This window comes from Pelagibacterium flavum, from assembly GCF_025854335.1.
Classification (GTDB): Bacteria; Pseudomonadota; Alphaproteobacteria; order Rhizobiales; family Devosiaceae; genus Pelagibacterium; species Pelagibacterium flavum.
Genome location: NZ_CP107716.1, coordinates 3,829,251 through 3,854,022 on the forward strand (window position 1 = coordinate 3,829,251; position 24,772 = coordinate 3,854,022).

The 24,772-nt window shown below is 60.0% G+C and carries 25 protein-coding genes; 20 read left to right on the forward strand and 5 right to left on the reverse strand.

The annotated features are described in order from the left end of the window. The first annotated feature begins 43 nt into the window (after positions 1–43). From OF122_RS19105 to ureG, 4 genes are read left to right on the forward strand one after another with little or no spacing between them, the layout of a single operon-like run. A complete protein-coding gene (locus OF122_RS19105) occupies positions 44–421 on the forward strand; it encodes an MliC family protein (protein ID WP_264225754.1) in 378 nt (125 codons plus the stop codon). Positions 422–480: 59 nt separating this feature from the next. Then, positions 481–957 carry an urease accessory protein UreE gene (locus OF122_RS19110; protein WP_264225755.1) on the forward strand — a complete coding sequence of 159 codons (477 nt, stop codon included), beginning with the start codon at positions 481–483 and terminating at the stop codon, positions 955–957. Further along, positions 950–1,630, forward strand: a complete 681-nt coding sequence (locus OF122_RS19115) for an urease accessory protein UreF (protein ID WP_264225756.1) — start codon at positions 950–952, stop codon at positions 1,628–1,630. The genes OF122_RS19110 and OF122_RS19115 overlap by 8 nt, the downstream gene beginning before the upstream one ends. After that, the gene (gene ureG / locus OF122_RS19120; protein ID WP_264225757.1) at positions 1,627–2,259 is read left to right on the forward strand and encodes an urease accessory protein UreG; all 633 of its coding nucleotides are present in this window, start codon (positions 1,627–1,629) and stop codon (positions 2,257–2,259) included. Before OF122_RS19115 ends, ureG begins: the two co-directional genes overlap by 4 nt. Here the strand turns inward: ureG and OF122_RS19795 are convergent. Beyond that, complete coding sequence (locus OF122_RS19795) at positions 2,177–2,485, reverse strand: DUF1127 domain-containing protein (RefSeq protein WP_408636274.1); 309 nt, start codon at positions 2,483–2,485, stop codon at positions 2,177–2,179. The two genes, ureG and OF122_RS19795, sit on opposite strands and share 83 nt — an antisense overlap. Before the next feature lie 199 nt (positions 2,486–2,684). Here OF122_RS19795 and OF122_RS19125 point away from each other — a divergent pair, with 199 nt between their 5' ends. The 9 genes from OF122_RS19125 to OF122_RS19165 all read left to right on the forward strand — a co-directional run bounded on the left by OF122_RS19125 (position 2,685) and on the right by OF122_RS19165 (position 11,910). Continuing rightward, positions 2,685–3,176 carry an MmcB family DNA repair protein gene (locus OF122_RS19125; protein ID WP_264225758.1) on the forward strand — a complete coding sequence of 164 codons (492 nt, stop codon included), beginning with the start codon at positions 2,685–2,687 and terminating at the stop codon, positions 3,174–3,176. Positions 3,177–3,515: 339 nt separating this feature from the next. Further along, positions 3,516–4,457: a ribokinase gene (locus OF122_RS19130; RefSeq protein WP_264225759.1), complete on the forward strand. Its 942-nt coding sequence runs from the start codon at positions 3,516–3,518 to the stop codon at positions 4,455–4,457. Next, a complete protein-coding gene (locus tag OF122_RS19135; RefSeq protein ID WP_264225760.1) occupies positions 4,454–5,668 on the forward strand; it encodes a class I SAM-dependent RNA methyltransferase in 1,215 nt (404 codons plus the stop codon). The genes OF122_RS19130 and OF122_RS19135 overlap by 4 nt, the downstream gene beginning before the upstream one ends. 278 nt (positions 5,669–5,946) lie before the next feature. Continuing rightward, positions 5,947–7,275: a sn-glycerol-3-phosphate ABC transporter substrate-binding protein UgpB gene (gene ugpB, locus OF122_RS19140; RefSeq protein WP_264225761.1), complete on the forward strand. Its 1,329-nt coding sequence runs from the start codon at positions 5,947–5,949 to the stop codon at positions 7,273–7,275. Positions 7,276–7,388: 113 nt separating this feature from the next. Further along, on the forward strand, positions 7,389–8,273 hold the full coding sequence (gene ugpA / locus OF122_RS19145) for a sn-glycerol-3-phosphate ABC transporter permease UgpA (RefSeq protein WP_264225762.1): 885 nt from the start codon (positions 7,389–7,391) through the stop codon (positions 8,271–8,273). A 13-nt stretch (positions 8,274–8,286) separates the two neighbouring features. Then, positions 8,287–9,135 carry a sn-glycerol-3-phosphate ABC transporter permease UgpE gene (ugpE, locus tag OF122_RS19150; protein WP_264225763.1) on the forward strand — a complete coding sequence of 283 codons (849 nt, stop codon included), beginning with the start codon at positions 8,287–8,289 and terminating at the stop codon, positions 9,133–9,135. A 4-nt stretch (positions 9,136–9,139) separates the two neighbouring features. Then, positions 9,140–10,192 carry a sn-glycerol-3-phosphate import ATP-binding protein UgpC gene (locus OF122_RS19155; protein WP_264225764.1) on the forward strand — a complete coding sequence of 351 codons (1,053 nt, stop codon included), beginning with the start codon at positions 9,140–9,142 and terminating at the stop codon, positions 10,190–10,192. A gap of 84 nt (positions 10,193–10,276) precedes the next feature. Beyond that, positions 10,277–10,906, forward strand: a complete 630-nt coding sequence (locus OF122_RS19160) for a DUF4893 domain-containing protein (RefSeq protein ID WP_264225765.1) — start codon at positions 10,277–10,279, stop codon at positions 10,904–10,906. 203 nt (positions 10,907–11,109) lie between these two features. Continuing rightward, positions 11,110–11,910 carry a DUF4886 domain-containing protein gene (locus tag OF122_RS19165; RefSeq protein WP_264225766.1) on the forward strand — a complete coding sequence of 267 codons (801 nt, stop codon included), beginning with the start codon at positions 11,110–11,112 and terminating at the stop codon, positions 11,908–11,910. On the opposite strand, the gene OF122_RS19170 is transcribed toward OF122_RS19165, so the two are convergent. Continuing rightward, positions 11,907–12,338 carry an Lrp/AsnC family transcriptional regulator gene (locus OF122_RS19170; RefSeq protein WP_264225767.1) on the reverse strand — a complete coding sequence of 144 codons (432 nt, stop codon included), beginning with the start codon at positions 12,336–12,338 and terminating at the stop codon, positions 11,907–11,909. The genes OF122_RS19165 and OF122_RS19170 overlap by 4 nt on opposite strands. Before the next feature lie 170 nt (positions 12,339–12,508). Between OF122_RS19170 and OF122_RS19175 the strand changes: the two genes are divergently transcribed. Continuing rightward, entirely contained in the window at positions 12,509–13,609 is a 1,101-nt protein-coding gene (locus tag OF122_RS19175; protein ID WP_264225768.1) for a saccharopine dehydrogenase family protein, read from the forward strand. 69 nt (positions 13,610–13,678) lie between these two features. On the opposite strand, the gene OF122_RS19180 is transcribed toward OF122_RS19175, so the two are convergent. Continuing rightward, on the reverse strand, positions 13,679–14,356 hold the full coding sequence (locus OF122_RS19180; protein ID WP_264225769.1) for a class I SAM-dependent methyltransferase: 678 nt from the start codon (positions 14,354–14,356) through the stop codon (positions 13,679–13,681). A gap of 385 nt (positions 14,357–14,741) precedes the next feature. Between OF122_RS19180 and OF122_RS19185 the strand changes: the two genes are divergently transcribed. After that, positions 14,742–16,001, forward strand: coding sequence for an Hsp70 family protein (locus OF122_RS19185; RefSeq protein ID WP_264225770.1), 1,260 nt, complete (start codon positions 14,742–14,744; stop codon positions 15,999–16,001). 16 nt (positions 16,002–16,017) lie between these two features. Here the strand turns inward: OF122_RS19185 and OF122_RS19190 are convergent, their stop codons facing one another. Beyond that, positions 16,018–16,824, reverse strand: coding sequence for a DUF72 domain-containing protein (locus OF122_RS19190; RefSeq protein WP_264225771.1), 807 nt, complete (start codon positions 16,822–16,824; stop codon positions 16,018–16,020). A 181-nt stretch (positions 16,825–17,005) separates the two neighbouring features. On the opposite strand from OF122_RS19190, the gene OF122_RS19195 reads away from it, so the two are divergent. The 4 genes from OF122_RS19195 (at position 17,006) to OF122_RS19210 (ending at position 22,075) form a co-directional block, all read left to right on the forward strand. Continuing rightward, positions 17,006–19,342 carry a mechanosensitive ion channel domain-containing protein gene (locus OF122_RS19195; RefSeq protein WP_264225772.1) on the forward strand — a complete coding sequence of 779 codons (2,337 nt, stop codon included), beginning with the start codon at positions 17,006–17,008 and terminating at the stop codon, positions 19,340–19,342. 173 nt (positions 19,343–19,515) lie between these two features. Continuing rightward, positions 19,516–20,232 (forward strand): HAD family hydrolase, encoded by a 717-nt coding sequence (locus OF122_RS19200; protein WP_264225773.1) that lies wholly within the window; start codon positions 19,516–19,518, stop codon positions 20,230–20,232. Between the two features lie 144 nt (positions 20,233–20,376). Further along, positions 20,377–21,264, forward strand: a complete 888-nt coding sequence (locus tag OF122_RS19205) for a cation diffusion facilitator family transporter (RefSeq protein ID WP_264225774.1) — start codon at positions 20,377–20,379, stop codon at positions 21,262–21,264. A gap of 223 nt (positions 21,265–21,487) precedes the next feature. Next, positions 21,488–22,075, forward strand: a complete 588-nt coding sequence (locus OF122_RS19210) for a cell wall hydrolase (protein ID WP_264225775.1) — start codon at positions 21,488–21,490, stop codon at positions 22,073–22,075. 118 nt (positions 22,076–22,193) lie between these two features. Here the strand turns inward: OF122_RS19210 and OF122_RS19215 are convergent, their stop codons facing one another. After that, entirely contained in the window at positions 22,194–23,792 is a 1,599-nt protein-coding gene (locus tag OF122_RS19215) for a phosphoenolpyruvate carboxykinase (RefSeq protein WP_264225776.1), read from the reverse strand. A 262-nt stretch (positions 23,793–24,054) separates the two neighbouring features. Between OF122_RS19215 and OF122_RS19220 the strand changes: the two genes are divergently transcribed. Beyond that, a complete protein-coding gene (locus OF122_RS19220; protein ID WP_264225777.1) occupies positions 24,055–24,771 on the forward strand; it encodes a response regulator transcription factor in 717 nt (238 codons plus the stop codon). Position 24,772: the final 1 nt, after the last annotated feature.

Sequence of the window (24,772 nt, forward strand, 5' to 3'; positions counted from 1 at the left end):
CCGATGCTAGGCTTCATCGGTCAAATCTCACAGGAGGCCAATCATGAAGCCCTTTGCACTTGTCGTTTGTCTGGCTCTTGCTGCGCTTCCCGCCAGCGCAGTGGAAACGTCCATGCAGTTCGTTCTCGAGTTCGACGGCAACGCCCAGCGTGATGTGATGACCTATCAATGTGACGGGATCGACGAGCCAATGGATGTGCAATACATCAACGCGCATCCGACTTTTCTCGCCATTGTGCCGATCGAGGGCGAGGACATGATTTTCGTCAACGTCATCTCCGCCTCTGGCGCCCGCTATGTTTCGGGACAGTATGAATGGTGGTCGCGCGGAAATGAGGCGATGTTCACCAACATTATGGACGGCACCGATGAGGCCGAGGCCGAACCGATCACCTGTCACGCCGCTCAGGATATCCCCTGATCGCTGGCGTGGTTCTTGCATCGGATCCTCCACAGGAACGGACTGACAATGAGGATGGGATGCGCGCGACAGGCGTTGAAACGAAAGGCAAATGGCAAGGCGCTCTCGCTGGGAGGGCCGAACTGGCCCATGATCAGCGCGCCCTGCGCCGCAAGCTGGTGACGCTCGACAATGGGCTCGACGTTCTTGTCGACCTGCCTCATACCGTAGCGCTGGAAACCGGCGATGCACTGAGGCTCGAGGACGGCCGTTTTGCCGAAATCGTCGCGGCCAAAGAACCGCTCTATGCGATCACCGGCAACAGCACGGCCCATCTTGCCCAATTGTGCTGGCATATCGGCAACCGCCATCTGCCCTGCCAGATCGAGGCCAAATCGGGCGTACCAGAGCGGCTTCTGATCGGACGCGACCACGTCATCAAGGACATGCTGGAAGGGCTCGGGGCCAAAGTCGCGGAGATCCGCGCACCGTTTTCGCCGCTACGCGGTGCCTATTCGGGCCACGAGAACGGACACACGCACCATCATCATGGATGAGCAGACCGCCTTGATCCGGTTGTTTTCCTGGCTCTCGCCGGCGTTCCCCATTGGCGGGTTTGCCTATAGTCAGGGTCTTGAGACGGCCATTGCCGATGGGCGCGTCAGGGACAAGGACCAACTTGCCGGCTGGATCAGCGGTCAGTTGCATCGTGGCAACCTGCGTACCGATGCCTATTTTCTCGCCATCGCTGCCCGCGCGGTAGCCAATTGCGATTGGACAACGCTTGCCGAGGCCAATCAAGTATGCCTCGCGCTGCAGGTATCGGCTGAGCGCGACAAGGAAACGCGCGAACAGGGGAAGTCCTTTCTGCAAGCGGCATCGGCATGGCCGATGCGCGCGCCAGATGCGCTTAACGCCGCTTTCGAGCAAGCCATGGCCTTACCGATCGCATTTGGCGCAATGGCTGGCCTGCACCGTGTTTCACCTGGAGCGGCAATCGCGGGCTTTGCCAACAGCGCCGTCGCCCAACAGATATCGGTCGGCGTGCGGCTCATCCCTCTTGGGCAAACGGCGGGCCTTGCCGTTCAGGCCAGCCTCGAAGCAGAGATCGCACAGATGAGCACAGAGGCCCATTCGGCCCAATTGGCCGATATTTCGGGCCTTTCCTATGGCACCGATATTGCAAGCATCAAACATGAAGATCTCAGGGTAAGGATTTTTCGATCATGAGTTCAAAAAACGGCCCGCTCCGCGTCGGAATCGGAGGTCCGGTGGGATCGGGCAAAACCACGCTCACCGAAAAACTCTGCAAGGCGCTGCGCGACAATTATTCGGTGGGCGTCGTCACCAACGACATCTACACCAAGGAAGACGCCATGATGCTGGCGCGCCTGCAGGCGCTGCCCGAGGACCGGATCCTGGGGATTGAAACCGGCGGCTGTCCACATACGGCCATCCGCGAGGATGCATCAATCAATCTGCGCGCGATTGCCGAGCTCAATGCCCGCATCCCCGATCTCGATATCGTCTTTATCGAATCGGGCGGCGACAATCTGGCGGCGACGTTTTCGCCGGACCTTGCCGACATCACGCTTTATGTCATCTCGGTCTGCCAGGGAGAGGAAATCCCGCGCAAGGGCGGGCCGGGCATTACGCGCTCGGACATGCTGATCATCAACAAGTCCGATCTGGCCCCTTATGTCGAAGTCGATCTGGACGTCATGGAGGCCGATGCCCAGCGGATGCGCGATGGCCAGCCCCACGTCTTTACAGACCTCAAGCGGGGTAAGGGCGTCGACGAAATCGTTGCGTTTCTTGAGCGTCACGGGGGACTGGTCCGCACGCAGATGGCGCTGTAAGCGCAACAGCACGCCGGCCTTCAGCTTGTAGCTCTTCGTTGTCCTCGCGCAGCGCAAACAGGCTGATGGGACCTTTTTCGTGCATCACCTTGCGGCTGATGCGTCGCAGATCGGCCTCGCTTAGCCCCAGGTCTCGCCTCAGATGAGGATCGAGCCGCCTCAGCGCACTATAGGTCTGGTGGAAAACGATCCAATCACGCAGCATCACGAAAGCGGATTTGAACATGGCGCGGCCTTTCAGGCGCGCTCGACGCGCCTTGTCCTACATTTGAAATATGGATGACAGGCGATGAAGGATGCTCATCGACAGTCCCACTATGCGGCCAGGCGACTGCTGGGCGCTACAGACGTGTTCGCAACCAGTATTTCATTTCTGAAATATCGAGGGTCTGGCCACTACCGTTCAGAAAGAATAAAATGAGAACATGAGCCAGACCGAATCCAGCATCGAGCCCCAGATCGTCGATGGTCGTCAGTCACCCACCGCGCTGCGCGTGCAGCGGGGCGTGATGCGTTTTCTGCGTTCGGTCTATGACATGACGTGCTTTGCCGAAGTGCCGCTTTCCAACGGGCGGCGTGCCGACGTAATTGCACTGGGCGGCAAAGGGGAAATCTGGATCGTGGAAATCAAGTCGAGCCTTATGGACTATAAGGTCGACGCCAAATGGCCCAACTACAAGGATTTTTGCGACCGGTTCTTTTTCTGCAAGCCGCCGGAACTCGATGCCGAAATTTTCCCCGCAGAAGAAGGGCTGATGGTGGCCGACGGCCATTGGGGGGATATCCTGCGCCACGCGCAGCACGATCCCTTGCCCGGCGCGCGGCGCAAAGCGATGCTGTTAAAGCTCGCCCGGCTGGGGGCGGACAGAGTCCATGCGCTGATGGACCCCGAAACCCGCAGAGAAGACCTATTCTGAGGCGCACGCCGCAAGCGTTGCGACAGCATTGCCTTCTTCATTGAGGAGGGTGAGTATCTCTCTCGCAATGACGTAGTTCGATGTTGTGCCAATGCGTCGAAAAGGCGCGCTCCTGGCCGATTCTGGGCTTTTCTCCGGCTATCATCGTCGAATAAGACATCCGAAACCGACAGGGCACCATTGCCTCCGACCGTAGTGGAGCACGGTCTTGCCGGTTCTGCGGGGTGAACCGGTGCAAGTGAAAGGCCATCTATTGACGGCGCCAGATAGCGGATGGCCCGCCCAGTGACGAAATCATTTGAGTTCGATGCTTTTCCTCTGGCACAAGAAGAAAAATTGATGCCCGGGAGGACAGTTGCCGTGATCGTTGTGTTCGGCTCCATCAATATCGATCTGATTGGCCAAGCGCCCACGCTGATGCGGCCGGGCGAAACCGTTCTGGGCACGAGCCTTGAATTTTCGCCTGGCGGAAAGGGCGGCAACCAGGCGCTTGCGGCCAGCCGGGCCGGCGCGGAGGTCAAGATGGTGGGGTGCGTTGGCGGCGACGATTTCGCGACGCGCGCACTCGCCCTTCTGAGCGAAGCGGAGATCGACCTGTCGGGCGTGCGGCGCATGGACCGGCATACCGGCACTGCGCTGATCATCGTCGATGACGCAGGGGAAAACATGATCACCGTGCTGCCCGGTGCCAATTCGCGTCTGACGGCAGCGGCGCTGGAGCAGGCGGGGATTGCGGAGGGCGACTATCTCCTGCTGCAGTTGGAAACGCCGATGGAGGGGGTGCTGGGCGCCGCGGCGCTGGCTCGCGAGAACGGCGCCAAAGTCGTTCTCAATCTTGCGCCGTTCATGGACTTCGATCTGGCACTGCTGGACAATGTTGATGTCCTGGTGGTCAATGAGACGGAATTGGCCGGGGTGCTCAAAATGCTCGACGCTCCCAAGCTTGACGAGACCGAAGCCGTCGTCTGGCTGTCGGAGAAGTTCGGCAATATTGTCGTGGCAACACTCGGTTCGCGCGGCGCCATTGCCGCGGCGGATGGGACGGTCACCACCGTTCCATCGCTCAAGATCAAACCGGTCGATACCGTCGGCGCCGGCGATACGTTCGTGGGCTATCTGGCTGCTGGGCTGGCGGAGGGAAACGAGCTGTCCCCGGCAATGAAACGGGCTTCGGTTGCAGCCGGACTGGCGTGTCTGACGCCGGGTGCCCAACCATCGATTCCCGAGCGCGCCGCGGTCGAGGATCGTCTCGCGGCCGGTGAGAATTCAACCGCGAAATGAGCCGCATTGAAACCCTCACGATCGAGCGCCTCGGGCATCGGGGTGAGGGCGTTGCGACGCTCGATGGTAAACCTGTCTTTGTCCCGCTGACCCTCGAACGGGAAAACGTCACCGCGACAATCGAGGGCAGTCGCGGGCGTCTTGTCGAGATAGTTACCCCCAGTCCGAAGCGGGTCGAACCGTTCTGTCCCCATTATGGTGCGTGCGGGGGCTGCCAGTTGCAACATCTCGAGGCGGAGCACTACCGCCAGTTCAAGCGTGGCCTGATTGTTGATGCGCTATCGCGTGCCGGCGTTGACGCCACAGTCGCCGACCCGATCACCGCTCACGGCGCTGGTCGTCGGCGGGTCACAATGCATGCCACGAAATCGGCGGCCGGTTTCATGGCGCTGCGCAGCCATGCGATTCACGATGTGGATACCTGCCCCATTCTGGTGCCTCCATTGGCGCGTGCGCCCGAAATTTCGCGCGCCATCGCGACCGTGGTGGGGCCGTGTGATGTGAGCCTTACAGCCAGCGATACGGGCCTCGACGTTGCCATCCGGGCCAAGGGCGCCAGGGCCGGTGCGCCGCTGACCAAGATCGCTCAGCGGTTCGATCTCGCACGGCTCTCGCTCAATGGCGAGCCTCTGATCCTTTTGCGTCGGCCTATGGTTGCGATGGGGCCATCAAATGTGCCCCTACCCGTATCGAGCTTCCTGCAAGCAACCGCAAGAGCCGAAGAGGTCCTGGCATCTCTGGTCATTGAGGCGGTGCGGGGTGGCAAGCAGGTTGCAGACCTTTTTTGCGGCGTCGGCCCCTTTGCTCTTCGGCTCGCCGCCAGCGCCCCGGTGTTCGCCGCCGATTCCGATATCCACGCCATTGATGCGCTTGATACCGCAAGACGCAATACCAAAGGGCTCAAACCCATAACCGCCGAGCGGCGTGACCTGTTTCGCGAACCACTCGGCGTATTCGAGCTCAATCGCTTCGATGCTGTGGTGCTCGATCCGCCGCGGGCCGGCGCCAAGGCCCAGGCCGAGGAACTGGCCAGGTCAAAGGTTTCGACAATTGCCTATGTCAGCTGCGACCCTCAGAGCTTTGCCCGGGATGCCGCCATTCTGATCGCGGGCGGATATCGCATCAGTGCGGTGACGCCGATCGACCAGTTCGCCTATTCGACCCACCTCGAAGTTTTCGCGGTTTTCTACAGGGCGAAATCAGCGCGCTGAATCGGGTTGTTAATTGTGACGATAGTGTCACAATAGCTTGGTCGTTCACGCAAAAATGTGGAGCGGCCGGCCACACGATCGTGGCGTGAGGAGGAGGCCAGAGGACCTGTCGCGAGCTTGCCCGAGAAGCTTGACGCCGCGCGCGTCAGGGTTTTCCACTGTCATGCAATCATCACGATACTGTCACCTGCGCTTTGCACGCCCCGTCTAGGCATCACGCCCATGGTTTTAAGCCATCGGCCGGATGCGGTCGCAATGACATTGATCGGGAGAACATCATGTTCAAAACACTTCTGGCCAGCGGCACTGCCGGTTTGGCTCTTTTTCTGGGCGCCTCTTCGGCGTTTGCCCAGACCGAGATTTCCTTCTGGCACTCAATGGGTGGCGAACTGGGCGAGCGCGTTGCCGCTATCGCCGAGGATTTCAATGCGTCTCAGGACGAGTATGTCGTAAACGCCTCTTATCGCGGCGAATATGAAGAGACCATGGTCAACGCCATCGCCGCTTTCCGCGCAGGTGAACAGCCCACTATCGTTCAGATCTACGAAGTCGGCACGGGCACGATGATGGCCGCCGAGGGCGCTGTCTATCCGGTCTATGAGCTGATGGAAGCTCACGGCAACAATTTCGATCCTTCGGTCTATCTGCCCGTCGTCACCGGCTACTACACCGACACCAACGGCAACATGCTCTCGATGCCGTTCAATTCCTCGACCCCGATCCTCTATTACAACAAGGACGTGTTCGCAGAGGCTGGCCTCGACCCCGAAACTGCCCCGGCCACCTGGGCGCAGGCCGAAGAGTTCTCGCGCCAGATCGTCGAGTCGGGCGCTGCGAGCTGCGGCATGGCCATCACCTACACCGCCACATGGATCGGTTCGGAAAACTTCTCGGCCCTGCACAATTTGCCTTATGGCACGCTGGAAAACGGCTTTGGCGGCATGGATTCCGAATTCACCTTCAACAACGAAGTCGTCGCCCGCTTCTGGGACGATCTTGCTCGCTGGCAGGATGAAGGCATCTTCGTTTATGGCGGACCGGCCGGTGGCTCGGACAATGCTCCGGCCTTCTATTCGGGCGAATGCGCCATCTATATGGGCTCGTCGGCTTCACGCGCCGGTGTTGTCGCCAATGCCGACTTCGAAGTCGGCTACGGCATGCTGCCCTATTATGACGACGTTGAAGGCGCTCCGCAGAACTCGATCATCGGCGGCGCGACCCTGTGGGTCCTCTCCGGTCACGAAGAAGCCGAGTATCAGGCAACCGCCGCTTTCCTCGACTATCTTTCTTCGGCCGAAGTTCAGGCCGAATGGCACCAGGGCACCGGCTATCTGCCGATCACCCAGGCAGCGTTCGAGCTGAGCCAGGAGCAGGGTTACTATGAAGAAAATCCCGGCACTGACATTGCGATCGAGCAGATCAACCTTAATGCACCGACCGAAAACTCAAAGGGCCTGCGCTTCGGCAACATGCCCCAGGTTCGCATGATCATGGATGAGGAACTGCAGTCGGTTCTCGCCGGCGAAAAGACCGGCCAGGAAGCTCTGGACTCGGCTGTCGAACGCGGCAACCAGATCCTGCGCGATTTCCAGGCCGCCAATTCCTAAAGCGGTTCTGACCTCAAACATTCCGACCCCGACTTTACCTGGCCGGGGTCTCTTCCATTAAACCGGTCCGTTGCAAGAAGACCGGCGGATGAGACAATACCCAGGGGCGTTGCATGCAGACCAAACGGTCGATCTTTACCAATCGCTGGCTTCCCTATGCGCTTCTGGCGCCGCAGTTGGCCATTACCGCGATCTTTTTCATCTGGCCGGCCAGCCAGGCAGTTAAGTCGAGCTTCGAGCGCGAGGATCCGTTTGGCTTCCGCACGACGTTCGTCTGGTTCGAGAATTACACCCGCATCCTGTCGGACCCAAGCTATCTCAATGCGCTTGGCCGAACCGCGGTGTTCGCTGTTTCGGTCACCGTGCTGTCGATGGGATTTGCGCTTCTGTTGGCCGTCTGCGTCGATCGGGTATTGCGCACGGCGAAAGCCTATACAACCTTGCTGGTCTGGCCCTATGCCGTGGCCCCGGTGGTTGCCGGTGTGCTCTGGTGGTTTCTGTTCAACCCAACGATCGGCCTTCTGCCCTATGTGCTCGACTGGTTCGGCATCGATTGGAACCATCGCGTCAACGGCACCCAGGCCATGGCGCTGATCACCATTGCCGCTGCCTGGAAACAGATTTCATATAATTTCCTGTTTTTCGTCGCCGGGCTGCAATCGATCCCCGCCTCGCTGTCCGAAGCCGCCTCGATCGATGGCGCCGGACCGTTCAAACGGTTCTGGACCATCGTTTTTCCGCTACTCTCTCCGACCACGTTTTTCCTTCTGATCATCAACATCAATTATGTGATGTTCGAGACCTTCGGTGTGATCGACGCCACGACGGAAGGTGGACCGGGACAGGCAACGATGACGCTGGTCTACAAGGTCTATACGGACGGCGTGGCCGGGCTCAACATCGGTTCATCATCGGCCCAGTCGGTGCTCTTGATGGGTATCGTGATCATCCTCACCTTCATCCAGTTCCGCTACGTGGAACGCCGGGTCAATTACTAGGAAGGACCCAGACATGGTTGAAAACAGGCCCTGGCTCGATTTCCTCACCCATCTCATCCTGATCGTCGGCGTTCTGATCGTCGCCTTTCCGGTCTATGTCGCGTTCATCGCCTCGACCCACGAACCCGCAGCCTTCATTCGTGGCGTCATGCCGCTTTTGCCGGGCGACAATATGGGTGCCACCTATTCCCAGATGCTGGGCTCGGGGCTCGAAGTGGCCGGCACACCGCCGGTGTGGCTGATGCTGGGCAATTCGTTCTGGATGGCGATGATCGTTGCCGTGGGCAAGATCGCCATTTCGATCACGTCGGCCTTCGCCATCGTCTATTTCCGCTTCCCGTTCCGGCTCCTGGCCTTCTGGATGATCTTTGTCACCCTGATGCTGCCGGTCGAGGTGCGCATCATCCCGACCTTTGCGGTGGTGGCAAACCTTGGGATGCTCAATTCCTATGCCGGGCTCACCCTGCCGCTGATCGCGTCGGCGACGGCCACCTTCCTGTTCCGGCAGTTCTTCATGACGGTGCCCGAGGAGCTGATGGAAGCGGCACGGGTCGATGGCGCGGGTCCAATGAAGTTCTTCAAGGACATCCTGATTCCCATTTCGATCACCAATATCGCCGCGCTGTTTGTGATCATGTTCATCTATGGCTGGGTGCAATATCTCTGGCCGCTCCTCATCACCACTCAAGAGCAGTTCTACACAATCGTGATGGGTATCAAACGGCTGATGGCCAATACCGACAGGGAGCCGGCCTGGAACCTTGTCATGGCGACCGTAATGCTCGCCATGGTCCCGCCCGTGCTCGTCGTCCTCCTCTTGCAGCGCCTGTTCATCAAGGGCCTCGTCGAAACCGAGAAATAACACAATGGCTACAATTGAAATCTCCGACGTCCGCAAGGTCTATCCCGGCAATGTCCAGGCGATCAAAGGCATCGACCTTTCGATCGAGGATGGCGAACTCGTCGTTCTCGTCGGTCCCTCGGGCTGCGGGAAATCGACCTTGCTGCGCATGCTGGCCGGGCTCGAAACCATCACTTCGGGCGAAGTGCGGATCGGCGAAAAGCTCGTCAACAAGCTCGAACCGGCCGAGCGCGACATTGCAATGGTGTTCCAGAACTATGCGCTTTACCCTCATATGAGCGTGCGCGGCAATCTCGAATACGGGTTGAAAAACCGCAAGACGCCGAGGGCCGAGATCGATGAGCGCGTCAACGAAGCGGCGCGCATTCTCGAGATCGAACCGTTTCTCGATCGCAAGCCGCGTCAGCTTTCCGGCGGTCAGCGCCAGCGCGTGGCCATGGGACGGGCCATCGTGCGCAAGCCCAAGGCATTCCTGTTCGACGAACCGCTGTCCAATCTCGATGCCAAGCTGCGCGGCCAGATGCGGGTGGAAATCCGCCGGTTGCAGCGCACGCTGGGCACGACCTCGGTTTATGTGACACATGATCAGCTCGAAGCCATGACGTTGGCCGACAAGCTGGTGGTCATGAACAGCGGGCGGATCGAACAGGTTGGAAAGCCTCTCGACATCTATACAAACCCCGCATCGGTGTTCGTTGCCGGCTTCATGGGATCTCCGGGCATGAACCTGCTCGACACAGCGGCGCTCGCACGGGTGGCGGGCGACCTGCCTGATTTCGTTTCCTCCCAGTGCGGCACCATCGGCATTCGTCCCGAAGACATGACGTTAACGGCCCCGGCCAAACCACACTTCAAGCTCGAGGTCATTGTCGACGCAGTCGAACTGGTCGGCTCGGAAAGCCTGGTCTATGCGCATGCGGAGGGGATCGCCAAGGAACTGGTTCTGCGCACGCAGGGCATCCATCCTGGTGAGCATGACGACAAGCTTACGCTTTATATCGAGCATGCGCATCTGCATTGCTTCGATGCGGACACGGGGCGGAAAATCGCGCGCTAGAGAGGCCCTTTTGCCAGAATGGTGCCCTAGAGCACGGTCACTGTACCCGACGCGACCCGATCGGTCGGTGACAATCGGAGGATAATGGTGACGCGCATCCTGACCATTTTCATAGCCGCCATGCTCGGCATGCCGGCGCTCGGGCAGGCCCCCGATACCGGGGGTTACGCCAAGTCACTGTTCGGGCGGCTATATCCTGAGGACCAATCACTTGCCAAAGGCTGGGAGACCGGACTTCAGGCGCTGCTCGATGAACTCAAGGACAGCTCAGAGGATCAGGAAACCCTTGATGCCATTCCTGAATTTGAACGTCTGATCGAAGCGGAGCATCTGGCGTTCTCGATCGAAGAGCTTGATGGTTCATGGCGGATGCGTTCGCTTCAGGCGACCGATTATGGCGCCTTTATCTATCAGTATTTCCCCGCACGGATTTATCCGGAAGCCCAAGCCATGGTCTTCGACAAGAACTCGGGCAGTCAGCGGCACCGGGGGCTTATGGCCCAACTCGACGCGGAAACCGTGTTCTTTGTTGGCGCCCTCTATTATGGCTATGAAGACCCGCGGATCTATTCTGCAATGACTCCGGGCGAGGTCACCGAGGAGCAGCGCGAGTTCGACGCCGTGGCCGAAATCTACAAGATCGGCGACAATCACTTCCTTATGGCATTTGCGCCGAGCGCAAATCGCTTTCGACTCTATGAAATCCGCAAATAGCGATTCATGGCGATGGGTAGAACACCATACACAGAAGCGGGGATAATGTTCCCGTTCCCACCCACTGGACAGACCAAGGGCAAAAAAGGCGGAAGATTTTTTCCGCCGCCGATTGCCGCGACCTCCATGCAGGGCTAGCCATCAATCTCCATCCCTGTGCCGCCTCTCAGTGCACAGGCGTTTGGAATATGGAGGAAAATCAAATGACTATCGCTACCCGCTCCCTTGTTGGAGCCATGGTTCTGCTCGCCTCTAGTTCAGCTTTCGGCCAGGAAATCGCCGCTCAACCCGGCGCTTCCGACGTCGGACTGGATGCCCCCAGGCAAATCCTGTTCGTTGGCAATTCGTACTTCTATTACAATGACAGCCTGCACAACCATACCAGCCGAATGGTCGGAGAAGGCCAGGGGATCGATGATCTTGCCTATCGCTCCATCACCATTTCGGGCGGCTCGCTCGATATGCACCCGTTCGGCCATTACCTCACACCCGATGCAATCGGGTATGATGAGCCCTTCGACGTGGTAATCCTGCAGGGTCACAGCGCGGCGGCCAATTCGGAATCGCGCAGCGAACGCTTCCGTGACGCGGTTGTTGCAGCCGATGCGCTGATTGATGAAAGCGGCGCACAAACCGTGCTTTACATGAGCCACGCCTATGCCGAGGGGCACAACAGCCACGATCCGGAAATGACCGCCAATCTGGCCGCGCTCTATACCGAGGTCGGAGCAGAAGTCGATGCACTGGTGATCCCGGTGGGACTGGCATTTGCCAAGGCGTATGCGGAGCGGCCTGACCTCGAACTGCATATGGAGTTCGACCACAGCCACCCCAATCTGGCAGGCACCTACCTGGCGGCAGCAACGACCTATGCGACGCTTTATGATGCTTCGCCGGTCGGGCTGGCGTATGATTACTACGGGCGGCTGGATGGTGAGACCGCCGCTTTTCTGCAGCAGATTGCCGCGGATACGGTGGCGGAATTCCAAGGCACAGGTTCTTAACGGTCGATCCGCGTCGAGAGAATGATTGATGACATGGTGCGCTCGACTCCGTCGAGCGCACCAATTTTGTCGATGACGGCATCGAGTTCGGCGACTGAGGGGGCTTCGACGATGACGATCATGTCAAAGCTGCCCGAGACCGAGTGGACGGTGCGGACTTCGATCAAATCATCGAGGAACCTGACGACCTTGGGCGCGAGCTTGGGCGAGACCGTGACCATCAGGTGGGCGCGAATCTGGCCGGCCAGATAGTCGTAGGAGAGCTTTACGACATAGCCGGCAATGGTGCCGTTGCGCTCGAGCTTTTCGAGGCGCGACTGGGCCGTGCTCCTGGAAATTCCCAGCTTTCTTGCAATCTCGGCGACCGGCATGCGGCCATTTTCGCGCAGCAGGGCGATCAGTTGGCGATCGGCGTTAATTTTCGTCATTGTGGCGTAAATTTTCGGCTATTTGCTTTTTTAAAGCTGCGATTATGTCTGATAGTAGTCTGCAAATCAACGAAACTGTGTGTCATCATGTCAAACAATGACGCCAAAAGCTGTGAAGTTGAGCGTTTGGTGCCCAACATTTGGGATCTTTGACCAAGAGGGGTTTTGGGATGAAAGAGATCGTTGTTATCGGTGCCGGACGCATTGGCGCAACCATCGCGGACATGGCCAGCCAAAGTGGCGACTATTCGGTGACGGTGGTGGACCGTTCCTCCAACGCGCTGGCGGCGCTCGATACGGATGCGAAGGTGAAGACGGCGCGCTGCGAAGTGGCCGACCCGGGGGAACTGGAAAAAATTCTGGAAGGGAAGTTCGCTGTCCTATCAGCGGCTCCCTACTCGCTGACCACGCGGATCGCCGAAGCCGCCGCGGCGGCAAAAGTCCATTATCTCGATCTGACCGAAGACGTGAAATCGACCCGGCGGGTCAAGGAGATCGCGGCGAAGGCGGAAACGGCGTTCATCCCTCAATGTGGGCTGGCGCCGGGGTTCATTGCCATTGCAGCGATGAGCCTGGCGAAAAAGTTCGATACGCTCGATACTGTCGCCATGAAGGTGGGGGCGCTGCCCCAGTTTCCGACCAATGTGCTCAATTACGCGCTGACCTGGTCGCCTGAGGGGGTGATCAACGAATATTGCGAGCCGTGCGAAGCGATCGTTGACGGGAAGATGGCCGAAATCGCGCCGCTCGAGGATATCGAGCAGCTGACCATCAACGGGGTGGATTACGAAGCGTTCAACACCTCGGGCGGACTGGGTTCGACGCCGGAAAAACTGCTGGGCAAGGTCAGAAATCTCAACTATCGCACCATCCGGTATCCCGGCCATGCGCGCATCATGAAGCTGCTGCTCAACGACCTGAATCTCAAAGACCGGCGCGATCTGGCGCTGGACATTTTTCGCCACGCGCTGACCCCGACCAAGCAGGACATGGTGGTGATCCGGATCGATGTGACTGGCACCAGGGTCGGCAAGCCGGCGCACGAGATCTTCGAACGCACGGTGCTTTCAGGCTATGTGGGCAAGAAAGAACGCTCGGCCATCCAGATCACCACGGCTGCGGGCATCTGTACGGTGCTCGACATGCTGGCGGCGGGCGATCTGGCGCAGAAGGGGTTCGTGGCGCAGGAAGAGATAGACCTCGATGCGTTTCTGGCAAACCGGTTCGGTCGGGCGTTTGCGGCGGATCAGGCGGCGCGGAAGGTCGCTTAGCGCGACAGAGAGCCCTGAGAAGGACGTGGAGCATTACTTCCGTCGAACGGGGCGGCGTGTTCCGTGCTGTCAGGCGTAGCACGCCCAACCGCGGAAACTCAGGCCGGCATAAAAGAGGGTGATATCGGTAAATCCGGCCTCTTCCAGCATGGCCTCGTCCTCTTGCGGTGAGAGGATGAAGAGGCTTGTGGCGATGGAGGCGCGGGCGGCTTGGTTTTGTGGATCGCCGCCACCGAAGGCGATGTGGCGAGCGATCCATTGGCTGCGCTCGGGCTCGATCTGGGCAAAGCTGATATGGGCGAGGACAAAAGGCGCGCCGGGCACCAGGCGGCGGCGGATCTGGCGGAGCGTTTCAAGCCGGTTTTCGCGTGGGATAAAGTGGAAGGTCAGTAGGCACACGGCGCCTTCGAACGGGCCATCAGGGGCCTCCTCGATATAGCCGTGGTGCAGGTGGACGCGGGCCGCATGGGCGCCGATGGTCTCCCGGGCGGCCGCCAGCATATCGGCTGATGGGTCGACGCCATCGAACGTCCAACCGGGGTGACGTTCGGCCAGCGCTTTAAGCTCCAGCCCGCCACCGGCCCCGAGCACGACAATTTTTCCGTCCTGCGGCACGCGCTCGGCCAGAAGCTGGGACGTCATGGCGTGCAGGCCATCGAAACCGGGCACCTTGCGGGGCGCGCAGGCCGCATAGGTGCCAGCATGGCCGGCGCCGAAAGCGGGGGCCGTGGGTTCGGGTGGCTTCATGTAACTTTATGTGTGGCGTTTTGGCCTGGGTGTCAAGATGGGAAGCGGCGGGCGATTTTTGACACGAGTGATGCCCACCAGCGGCTGTGGCAGTGTTCGAAATGAGCAGGCCGATATAATAGCGCCAGATAAATGGAAACGCTGCCATCCATCGCCTAGCCTCAACCGCAATAGATCGTCCGGTCCTTACATACCCATGTTGGACGCGCCACAATCTATTTCCGGCGAGCGCTGCGGACCCAAGCGTCGATGCGGCACACGCGGCTTCACCGGGTCGGACAACCGCACGGTTGCCATGGGGTCTGGGATAGGCTAGAGGGGCGCCCCCATTGCCGGAGGTATTTCCATCGGCAAGCAGCTATTGCCCACTTGAAAGCCTTCTCTCATGTCATCGCTTTATTGTGGCGTCGATTTCGGCACCACCAATTCCACTATCGGTGTGGTCCAGCCCGATGGCGCGCCGGTGCTGATTCCGGTCGAGGGGGATGAGGTAACGTTGCCTTCGGCGCTGTTTTTCAGTTTCGAGGACCAGAGCACCCATTTCGGGCGGTCGGCGGTGCATGAATATATGGACGGGGCCGAAGGGCGGTTCATGCGGGCGCTCAAATCGGTGCTGGGAACCCAGTTGATGGAGGAGACGACCCAGATCGGTCGCGAGCGGATCGGGTTTGAGGGGTTGATCGGGCGGTTTTTGAGCCATTTGCGCGACAGGCTGACCGCGCACACCGGGGCGATGCCCGAGCATGTGGTTCTGGGGCGGCCAGTTTATTTCGTCGACGGAGACCAAAGCGCCGACCGGGCAGCGCAGAACCAGCTGGAAGCCGCGGCACGCGGCGTTGGATTTTCCCATGTCGAATTTCAGTTCGAGCCGGTAGCGGCGGCGCTACATTTCGAGCGCACGCTGGAGGCCGAAGCGCTGGCGCTGGTTGTCGATATCGGGGGCGGCACATCGGACTTTTCGGTGCTCAGGCTTTCGCCGGAACGCCGGGCCAGCGCCGACCGGCGACAGGACATCTTGAGCACGACGGGCGTGCATGTGGGCGGCACCGATTTCGACCGTCAGCTCAACATTTTCAAGGTGATGCCCGAAATGGGGAGCGGAACCATGACGCGCGACGGCAAGCGGGAGATGCCGCGCTGGTATTTTCACGACATGGCGACCTGGCATAAGATCAACCAGCTCTATCGCCCGGAGATTTTGCGCGACATCCGCGAATTGCAGCGCGAAGCGGAGGAACCGGAAAAGCTTGAGCGGTTCAGGCACCTCCTCGTCCACCGCTCGGGACACCGGCTGGCCGGGCAGGTGGAAAAGGCAAAGATTGCGCTGACCGATACGCCGATGGTCGATATCACGCTTGATGAGCCGGGGCTGTCGCTGGCCATTGCCACGACGCGGGCGGAATTCGAAGCAGCGAGCGCGGGGCTGACCGAAAAGATCGGGGCAGTGCTGGACGATGCGCTCATGGCAGCGGGTGTAAACGCGGAGGCGATCGAAACGGTGATCCTGACCGGCGGCGGCGCCCAGGTGCGCCAGGTGCGGGCGCTGGTCGATACGCGCTTTGCCCATGCGCACATCGCACAATCGGACCGGTTCGGCGCCGTGGGGCTGGGGCTGGCGGTGGACGCAGCGCGGCGGTTTGCGTGAACGTTGCTGACCGAGGTCAGCCGGCGCGCTTTTTCGCCCTTTCGATCAGCGCCATTGCGGCGGCGGGGTTTTTTTCCTTGAAGCCGGAAATCACGAAGGCGAAGACGTCGCGAGGCTTTTCGGTTGGTGCAGGGCCGAAGCTGGGAAGATCGTCGGGGACGCCGCCTTTGGCATAGGTGACGATGCGGTCGGCCCAGGCGTCGAGGGCTTTTTCCGAATAGCCTTTTTCGTTGTCCTCGGAGGTGCCCTGGAGGCGCAGATAGACGAAATCGGCAGTGGGGTCGGCGATCACCGAATATTCGGCATCGGCGCCGGTGATCAGCGCCACGCCGGCCTCGCGGGCCAGGGCGACAGCCTCGGCATTGGCAAAACTTTCGTGGCGGGCCTCCACGGCGTGACGGAGGGCCCTGTTGTCCTGAGTGGCGGGCAGGAGTTTCAAAAATGCGCCGAAATCGGCGGGATCGAACTTCTTGGTGGCGGCGAGCTGCCAGTTGATGGGGCCGAGCTTGTCCTTGAGTTCGACGATGCCCGACGAGGTGAAACGGTTGACCGATTCGCCGGCCTCGGCCAGCACCTTCTTGTTGGTCGCGTAGCGGGTGCCCTTCAATGTGAACATGAAATTTTCGGGCACTTCGTCGTGCCATTTGCGGAAGCTTTCGGGCTTTTGGGAACCATAGAAGGTGCCGTTGACCTCGACCCCGGTCATGGTCGAGCCCATGTGTTCGAGCTCGCGCTTCTGGGTGAGTTTTTCGGGGTAATAGGTGCCGCGCCAAGGCTCGAACGTCCAGCCGCCCACGCCAATGAAAATCCTGCCCACAGCCATTGCAGCCTCCCATAACATCGTTTGCGACAGACTAGCATTGCGGTCCTCAATCGAAAGCCCGGAATTGACGGCGGGGCAAAAAATCCTGGGTGGCAGGCAACCGAATGGAAAGCGGGGGGTTCAATCGGAGCGACAAGGCGGGTAGCCTCGGCGCAAATTCCATCAGCCCATCTGCAGGTCCATGCCGCTTTTTATCCTCCCCCGCCTGTTCCGGTTCGTTGCTGTCATAGTCATTGGTCTGGGGCTTTGCCTGCCAGCGATGGCGCAGGACGAGGCCACCGACACCGGCAGCGAAAGCCCACAGGAGGCACTGAGCCAGCTGATCGAGGTGCTGCGCGACGATGCAGCGCGCGATGCACTGATTGCCGAACTGGAAGCGGGGCTCGAAGGCAGCGCGACGAGTGATGGCGCCACCGAATCGACCGAGGGCGGCGAGGGCAATGAATTGCAGTCGATCGGCGGTCAGATTTCCGACGTCACCCTATCTGCGGTCGAGAACACCATGGCCTCGCTGGGTCAGCTGTGGCGGCAGCTGACCGCCACGCCGGAAATCTTTGCGGCACTTTCGCTTTCGGAGCTCAATGCGCTGTGGGCCATTCTGGCCAATGTCGCCGCTCTGGTGGTTCTGACCTATGGCGGACTGTTTTTGATGCGTCGGCTGGTGCGCATTCCGCGCGAGCGGCTGCGGGCGCTGTTCAATTCAGGCGGCTGGATCGCCAAGCCGGTGGCGCTGGTTCTCGAATTCATGCTCGACGTGCTGGCGGCGGCCATTCCCTATGCCGTGGGCTATGGCATCGCGGCGGTGTTTCTAGGCGAGGCCGGGGTAATCCGGCTCGAGCATGCGCTCTATCTCAATGCGTTCCTGATGGTCGAAATCGTGATGGCGATCATCCTGACCATTGTTTCGCCCAACCTGCCCGAGCAGCGGCTCGTGCATCTGTCGGACGGCGAGGCGAAATCGGTGATGGGGTGGTCGCGGTTCATCATCTCGCTGTTCGTTTTCGGGCAGATGATGGTGCTGCCGCTTATAGCCGCCAGCGTTTCGTTTGCAGCGGGGCGGGCCATTTCGGTTGTCCTTTTGCTTTTGACGCTGATTGCCATGGCAGTGGCGGTGATGGTGGCGCGCCAGCCGGTCAAACACAAGCTGATGGCGATGATCGAGAACAAGGAGGCGCAGCGCGGGTTGGGCCTGCCGATCCGCAACTGGCACATCTTTGCGCTGATCTACCTGGCCGTTCTGGCGGTGATCGCTCTGACACGGACCAGCGTCCAGTTTCAGGCCTATGTCTGGGACAATGTGCAGGTGGTGATCGCCATCATGATCGGGGTGGTGATTCTCAATCTCATCAAGCGCAGCGCCCGCAAGGGGTTTAACCTGCCCGAAGGCCTGCGCAGGCGTTCGCCCGAGCTGCAGCGGCAATTGCACAAGATCGTGCCCGCCGTGCTCAAGGTGGCGCGGTTCATCATTATCGGCTCGATCGTGATCTTCTGCCTGCACAAGCTGGGCTTTTTCAACTTTGTCGACTTTATTGAAGGCGAGTTCGGGGCGCGGGTGGCCGGATCGGCGGTGACGATCCTTATCATACTGAGTGTCGCGGTCCTTGCCTGGGTGGGGCTCAACACCTGGATGGACAGCCAGGTCAATCCCGAACTGGCGCCGGGCGCCACGGCGCGCAAGCGGACGCTGTTTGCTCTGTTGCGCAATGCGTTGACCATTGCTCTCATCGTCATCACGCTGATGTTCGTTCTGTCTGAAGTCGGCATCAATATTGCCCCGCTTCTGGCCTCGGCCGGTGTTCTGGGCCTCGCCATCGGTTTCGGGGCGCAAAAGCTGGTGCAGGACATCATCACTGGCATCTTCATCCAGCTTGAAGGGGCTATCGATGTGGGTGACGTTGTATCGGTTGGCGGAATTTCAGGTGTCGTCGAGCGGTTGACCATCCGCTCGGTCTCGCTGCGCGACATCGAGGGCTCCTATCACATCATTCCGTTTTCCTCGGTCGATACGGTCACCAATTTCATGCGCGGCTTTTCCTATGCGGTCATCGACATGGGAGTGGGCTATCGCGAGAATGTCGAAGAAGCCCGCCAGGCCATGCTTGATGCGTTCGAAGAATTGCGGGCCGATCCCGAATATACGAGTGCGATCATCGACGATTTCGAATGGATGGGCGTCAATGCGTTCGGGGCGAGCGAAGTGGTGCTGCGGGCCCGCATCAAGACGCTGCCCGGCAAGCAATGGGGCATCAAGCGGGCCTACAACGCCATCGTGAAGCGGATATTTGACGCGCGCGACATCGAAATCCCCTTCCCACACCAGACTTTGTATTTCGGCGTGGGCAAGGACGGCAAGGCACCGCCCATGCATATGGTTCGCGAGGACGAGCCAGCCGACGATACGGCGACGGCGAAACCGGCCAAAACGCTGGAGGCCAAGCCAAAGCGCCGGCGGCGCGAGGACGAAATCGCGGGTAAGGATATGCCCGATGTCGATGAGGGCCCAGAGGACGAGAACTGAGGTTCTCAGCTTTGTCGCGTTTCGCTTGCGCGGCCCTTCGGGTCCGAACCGGATAGGTGGGCGCCACCTATCCTGGAAACGCTCCGTGGCAAGGTTGACATGATGATGCCTTTTATCGGCCTTTCGATCGTGCTAGTGGACCGTGCTTTCCGAACTTAGTGCGAAAGCTCCTCATGTCTCCGCTCTCCCATCCCTTCGATGCCGTCATCTTCGATATGGACGGAACGCTGCTCGATACCGAAGCGGTGTTCAAGGCCATTGTCTATGAGGTTTGCACGGAGATGGGGTTCGAAATGACCGACCTCGTTCACGGGCGCATGGTGGGATCTTCGCACGAGGCGACAGCCGCGCTGCTACTGGAAAATTTCGGCGCGCATTTCCCCTATGAGATGTTCGACGACAAATGCCGGGCTTCCATGAAAATCCGGATGGCGGATGCCGTGCCGGTCAAGCCCGGCGCTGTGGAACTGGTCACGGCGCTGCGTGAGCTCGATATTCCGCTGGCGGTTGCGACCTCGTCGCGGGCCAATCATGCACTGGGCCATCTCGAAGCGGCGGGGGTGATCGGGTTTTTCGACACCATCGTTACCCGCGACGACGTCATCAACCCAAAGCCGCACCCCGAACCCTACCTGACGGCAGCGCGGCGGCTCAAGGTCGATCCGGTTCATTGCGTGGCGTTCGAAGATTCGGTGTCGGGGGTTAGGGCGGCGCATGCTGCGGGTATGCGCACCGTAATGGTGCCCGATCTGGTTGCGCCGTCCGATGACGTCGCGGCGCTGTGCGTGGCGGTGCTCGAGAGCATGGCCCACGCCCATGAGCACTTGGTTTCAGCGCCCCGTTCTGCAAATGGCTTTCAGGAGCATTTGCAAGTAAAATCAAGAGGATAGACACAGCGCATCGGTTGGGCTAGGGGCTAGCCTATTGCTTCTCAACCGTCGGAGCGCTTGAGGCGCTCTCGGTCCTTGTTTGTCGCGCTTCCGAACCGCAAAAGTGGAGACCACTTTTGCTGGAAGCACTCCAGGTTGCCCGCCATGTCACAGGTCCTCAAACTCGCCATCGGAAGTATCGTCGTCGCGCTGGGCGTTCTGGCGCTGAAATTGTGGGCGGCTCAGATCACCGGGTCGGTGGCGTTGCTCTCGGATGCGCTGGAATCGATTGTCAATCTGGCGACAGCGGTGGCGGCGCTGGTCGCCGTGCGCCTTGCGGCCCGGCCTGCCGATTCCAAAATGCCCTTCGGCTACTACAAGGCGGAATATTTTTCCGCGGTGCTCGAGGGCGTGTTCATCGTCGTTGCGGCGCTGCTGATCTTTCATCAGGCCTGGCAGGGATTCATGGCCCCCACCCCGCTTGATGCTCCGTTCGAGGGCATCGCCATTTCCATGGTAGCGACGGCGATCAACTGGGGCTGGAGCGTGGTTCTGGTGCGGCAAGGGCGCAAGCTGCAATCGCCGGCGCTCGAAGCCGACGGGCACCATCTTTGGACCGACGTGGTCTCTTCGCTCGGCGTCGCCGTGGGGCTGGTTCTGGTGGTGGTGAGCGAACAGCCCCTGCTCGATGCGGCTCTGGCGGTGCTGGTGGGGCTCAATATCCTGTGGTCGGGCTCAAAGCTCCTGGCGCACAGTGTAGGCGGGCTGATGGATGTTTCGGCGGGGCCCGAACGGCTCGACGCCATCCGCCAGACCATCGCCGACAACGCCGACGGGGCCATCGAGGCCCATGACGTGCGGGCCCGTGAGGCGGGCAAGGCGGTGTTCATCGATTTCCATCTTGTGGTGCCCGCTGCAATGAGCGTCAAGGACGCCCACGACATCTGCGACCGGATCGAGGTGGCGCTCAAAAACACCGATTCCGGCGCCATAATCACCATCCACGTGGAGCCCGAGCACAAGGCCAAGCACTCCGGGATCGTCGTGCTGTGAAAGTGCGCCGGGCGGAGTCGGCAAAAATTTGCATAAAATCCAAGGTGTTTGAAGCACTCCCCGTTCAGGCCCCTCCTTTAGGGCTCTTTGCAATACGATCCAAAAGCGATACAAATTAACCATTGATTAAGCTTAACATCGCGTTAATGGCATAATCGGGTTAAGGGTCAGGGCAACGAGATAACGGCATCACTGTGAGGTGCCGAACCGGACAAGGGGACACATGGCTGGCGATTTGGCGCGGGGCAAGCACGCCATCTTGAAGCGGGTGACAGGGGCCGTTCTCGGTCTGGTGAGCCTGTTTCCGGCATATGCTGAAGAAGCGGTTCTGACCGCTGATCTGCTCAGCGAATACGTTTCCCAGGGCTATGTGAGCACCGCCGAGCGCAAGCAGTTTGCGGCTGCGGAAATCGAGTGCCTTGCCCAGGCGATCTACCATGAATCGCGTGGCGAACCCGATCGCGGCCAATGGGCCGTTGCATCGGTGATCCTCAACAGGGTCGACAGCCGCACCTATCCCGATACCGTTTGCGGCGTGGTGTTCCAGAATGCCCATATGGTCAATCGCTGCCAGTTTTCCTTTGCCTGCGACGGTCGCCCTGATGATGGCGGGCACGGCAATATCATTGATCGGGAAAGCTGGGTTCAATCCAACATCATGGCGCTGATCGCCTATCGCAAATCGCTCGAGGGCAAGCGGCCTGAGGACGGGCTGACCACGGCGATGCACTTCCACACCACCACGGTTTCGCCCTCCTGGGCCTCGGCCTATACGCAGGTCGCCGCGATCGGCAATCACATCTTTTATTGATCGAAGGCCGAGGTGACAGAACAGCGGGCATGACCGGGCCGAACCTTTCACAAAAGAAAACCCGCACCGGACGTATCCGGCGCAGGCTTTCCTCACTGTGAGATGTTTCCCCCGATGCTTATTCGGCAGCCACTGCAAGGCGCGGGCCGGCTTCGGCGATCTGGGCGTCGGCAGCGGCAAATTTTTCGAAATTGGCTTCGAAAAGGCCGACAAGCTTGGCTGACTGGCGGTCATAGGCAGCCTTGTCTTCCCAGGTTTCACGCGGTGTAAGGAGCCTGGAATCCACACCTTCAACCGCGAGCGGGACGGCAAAGCCGAACACTGGATCGATACGGGCCGGAACGTTGATCAATTCGCCCGACAGCGCCGCATTGAGCAGACGACGGGTATCCTTGATCGAAATGCGCTTGCCAACGCCATAGGCGCCGCCGGTCCAGCCGGTGTTGATGAGCCAGCATTCGGCGAGGCTCTCGCGGATGCGCTTTTTGAGCATGCGGCCATAGACAGTTGGGTGCAGGCTCATGAAGGGGGCACCGAAACAGGCCGAGAAAGTGGCCTGGGGTTCGGTGACACCGCGCTCGGTTCCGGCGACCTTGGCGGTGTATCCGGAAAGGAAGTGATAGATCGCCTGATCGGGCGACAGCCGGGCAATGGGGGGCAGGACACCAAAGGCATCGGCAGTCAGAAGCACCACATTGGTGGGCGTGGGGCCGGTCCCGGTGCGCGAGACGTTGTCGAGCACATAGAGCGGGTAGGCGGCGCGGGTGTTCTCGGTTTTCGATCCATCGTCGAAATCGGGCTCGCGGGTGTTCTCGTCGAGCACGACGTTTTCCAGCACCGTTCCGAAGCGCTTGGTGGCGGCGAAAATTTCCGGCTCAGCCTGGGGCGAGAGGTTGATGGTCTTGGCATAGCACCCGCCTTCGAGGTTGAAGACGCCATCATCGGACCAGCCATGCTCGTCATCGCCGATCAGAATGCGCTCGGGGTCGGTGGACAGGGTGGTCTTGCCGGTGCCTGAGAGGCCAAAGAACAGCGCCGTGTCGCCCTGCTTGCCGGTGTTGGCGGAGCAGTGCATGGGCAGAACGCCATCTGATGGCGCATGGAAATTGAACAGCGAAAACACCGATTTCTTGATTTCGCCGGCATAGGCCGTGCCGCCGATCAGAACGATATTGCGGCTCAGATCGAGCGCAATAACGGTTTCGCTGCGGGTGCCATGGCGCGCCGGGTCGGCCTTGAAAGCGGGATTGTGCAGGATCGTTACATCGGGAGCAAAGCCGGTAAGGCCGGCGCGCGCCGGGCGGATCAACAGATTGCGGATGAACAGAGCATGCCAGGCCGACGGGGTCAGCACTTCGACATTGAGCTGATGTTTGAGATCGGCACCCGCGAAAAGCTGCTGACCGAACAGGTCGGCACCTGCGAGCGACGCCGTGAAATCGGCGAGCAGGATTTCGAACTGGGCCGGATCGAGCGCCTTGGTGTTATCCCACCAGACCAGTTTTTCGGTCAAATCGTCGCGCACGATAAACTTGTCAGACGGCGAGCGGCCGGTGAACTTGCCAGTATCGGCGACAAAAGCACCATCGGCGCTGAGCCGCCCCTCGCCGTTGGCGATGGCGGTTTCAACAAGGATCGGCGCGGCGTCGTTGAACCGGACCGATGCGGCTTTGGCAGCAACGGTCTTGGCAAGGCTCTGGCACGTGGTGGCGGTCATCTCTGGCACTCATAAATCCTATGGCATATTGAGCGCCACCATAGTCCCCCCGCCAGCCCCGCTTCCATCTGGCAATGGGTCGTAAGACGTTCGTCTAGCGCACCGGCATGGAACCGGGGCCACAAGCAAGCGTTTGGTTTTGCCATAATTTGCGCGTATTGTGCACGGCAAAAGTCGACACAAGAGTTTCACTGAAGCGACATTGAAAAGCGCCCCATGCAGTCTTACCTGCCGGGCGCTTGCAACAGATAAAGGGAAATCCATGCCCAAAATCGCTCTTGTCGATGACGACCGCAATATTTTGACGTCGGTCTCGATGACGCTGGAGGCGGAAGGCTATCAGGTTGCCACCTATACCGATGGTGCGTCAGGACTTGACGGGCTGACATCGGAGCGTCCCGATCTGGCCATCCTCGATATCAAGATGCCCCGCATGGACGGCATGGAGTTGCTGCGCCGGTTGCGGCAGAAATCGGATGTTCCAGTGATCTTTCTGACCTCCAAGGATGAAGAGATCGACGAGTTGTTCGGGCTCAAGATGGGGGCCGATGATTTCATCACCAAGCCCTTTTCCCAGCGCCTGCTGGTCGAGCGCGTCAAGGCCGTGCTGCGCCGTGCCGCCGCACCCAAGGAGGCCGGTTCGACCGTAGTCAATGGCGACGAGGGCGCGCCAAAGACCTCACTGGAACGCGGCGCGCTGGTGATGGATCAGGAGCGCCACACCTGCACCTGGAAGGGCCAGCGGGTGACGCTGACGGTGACCGAATTTCTGATCCTTCTGGCGCTGGCCCAGCGGCCGGGCGTGGTCAAGAGCCGCAATGCGCTGATGGATGCGGCCTATGACGACCAGGTTTATGTGGACGACCGGACGATCGACAGCCACATCAAGCGGCTGCGCAAGAAGTTCAAGAGCACCGACGACAGTTTTGACATGATCGAAACGCTCTATGGGGTGGGCTACCGCTTCAAGGAGCAATAAA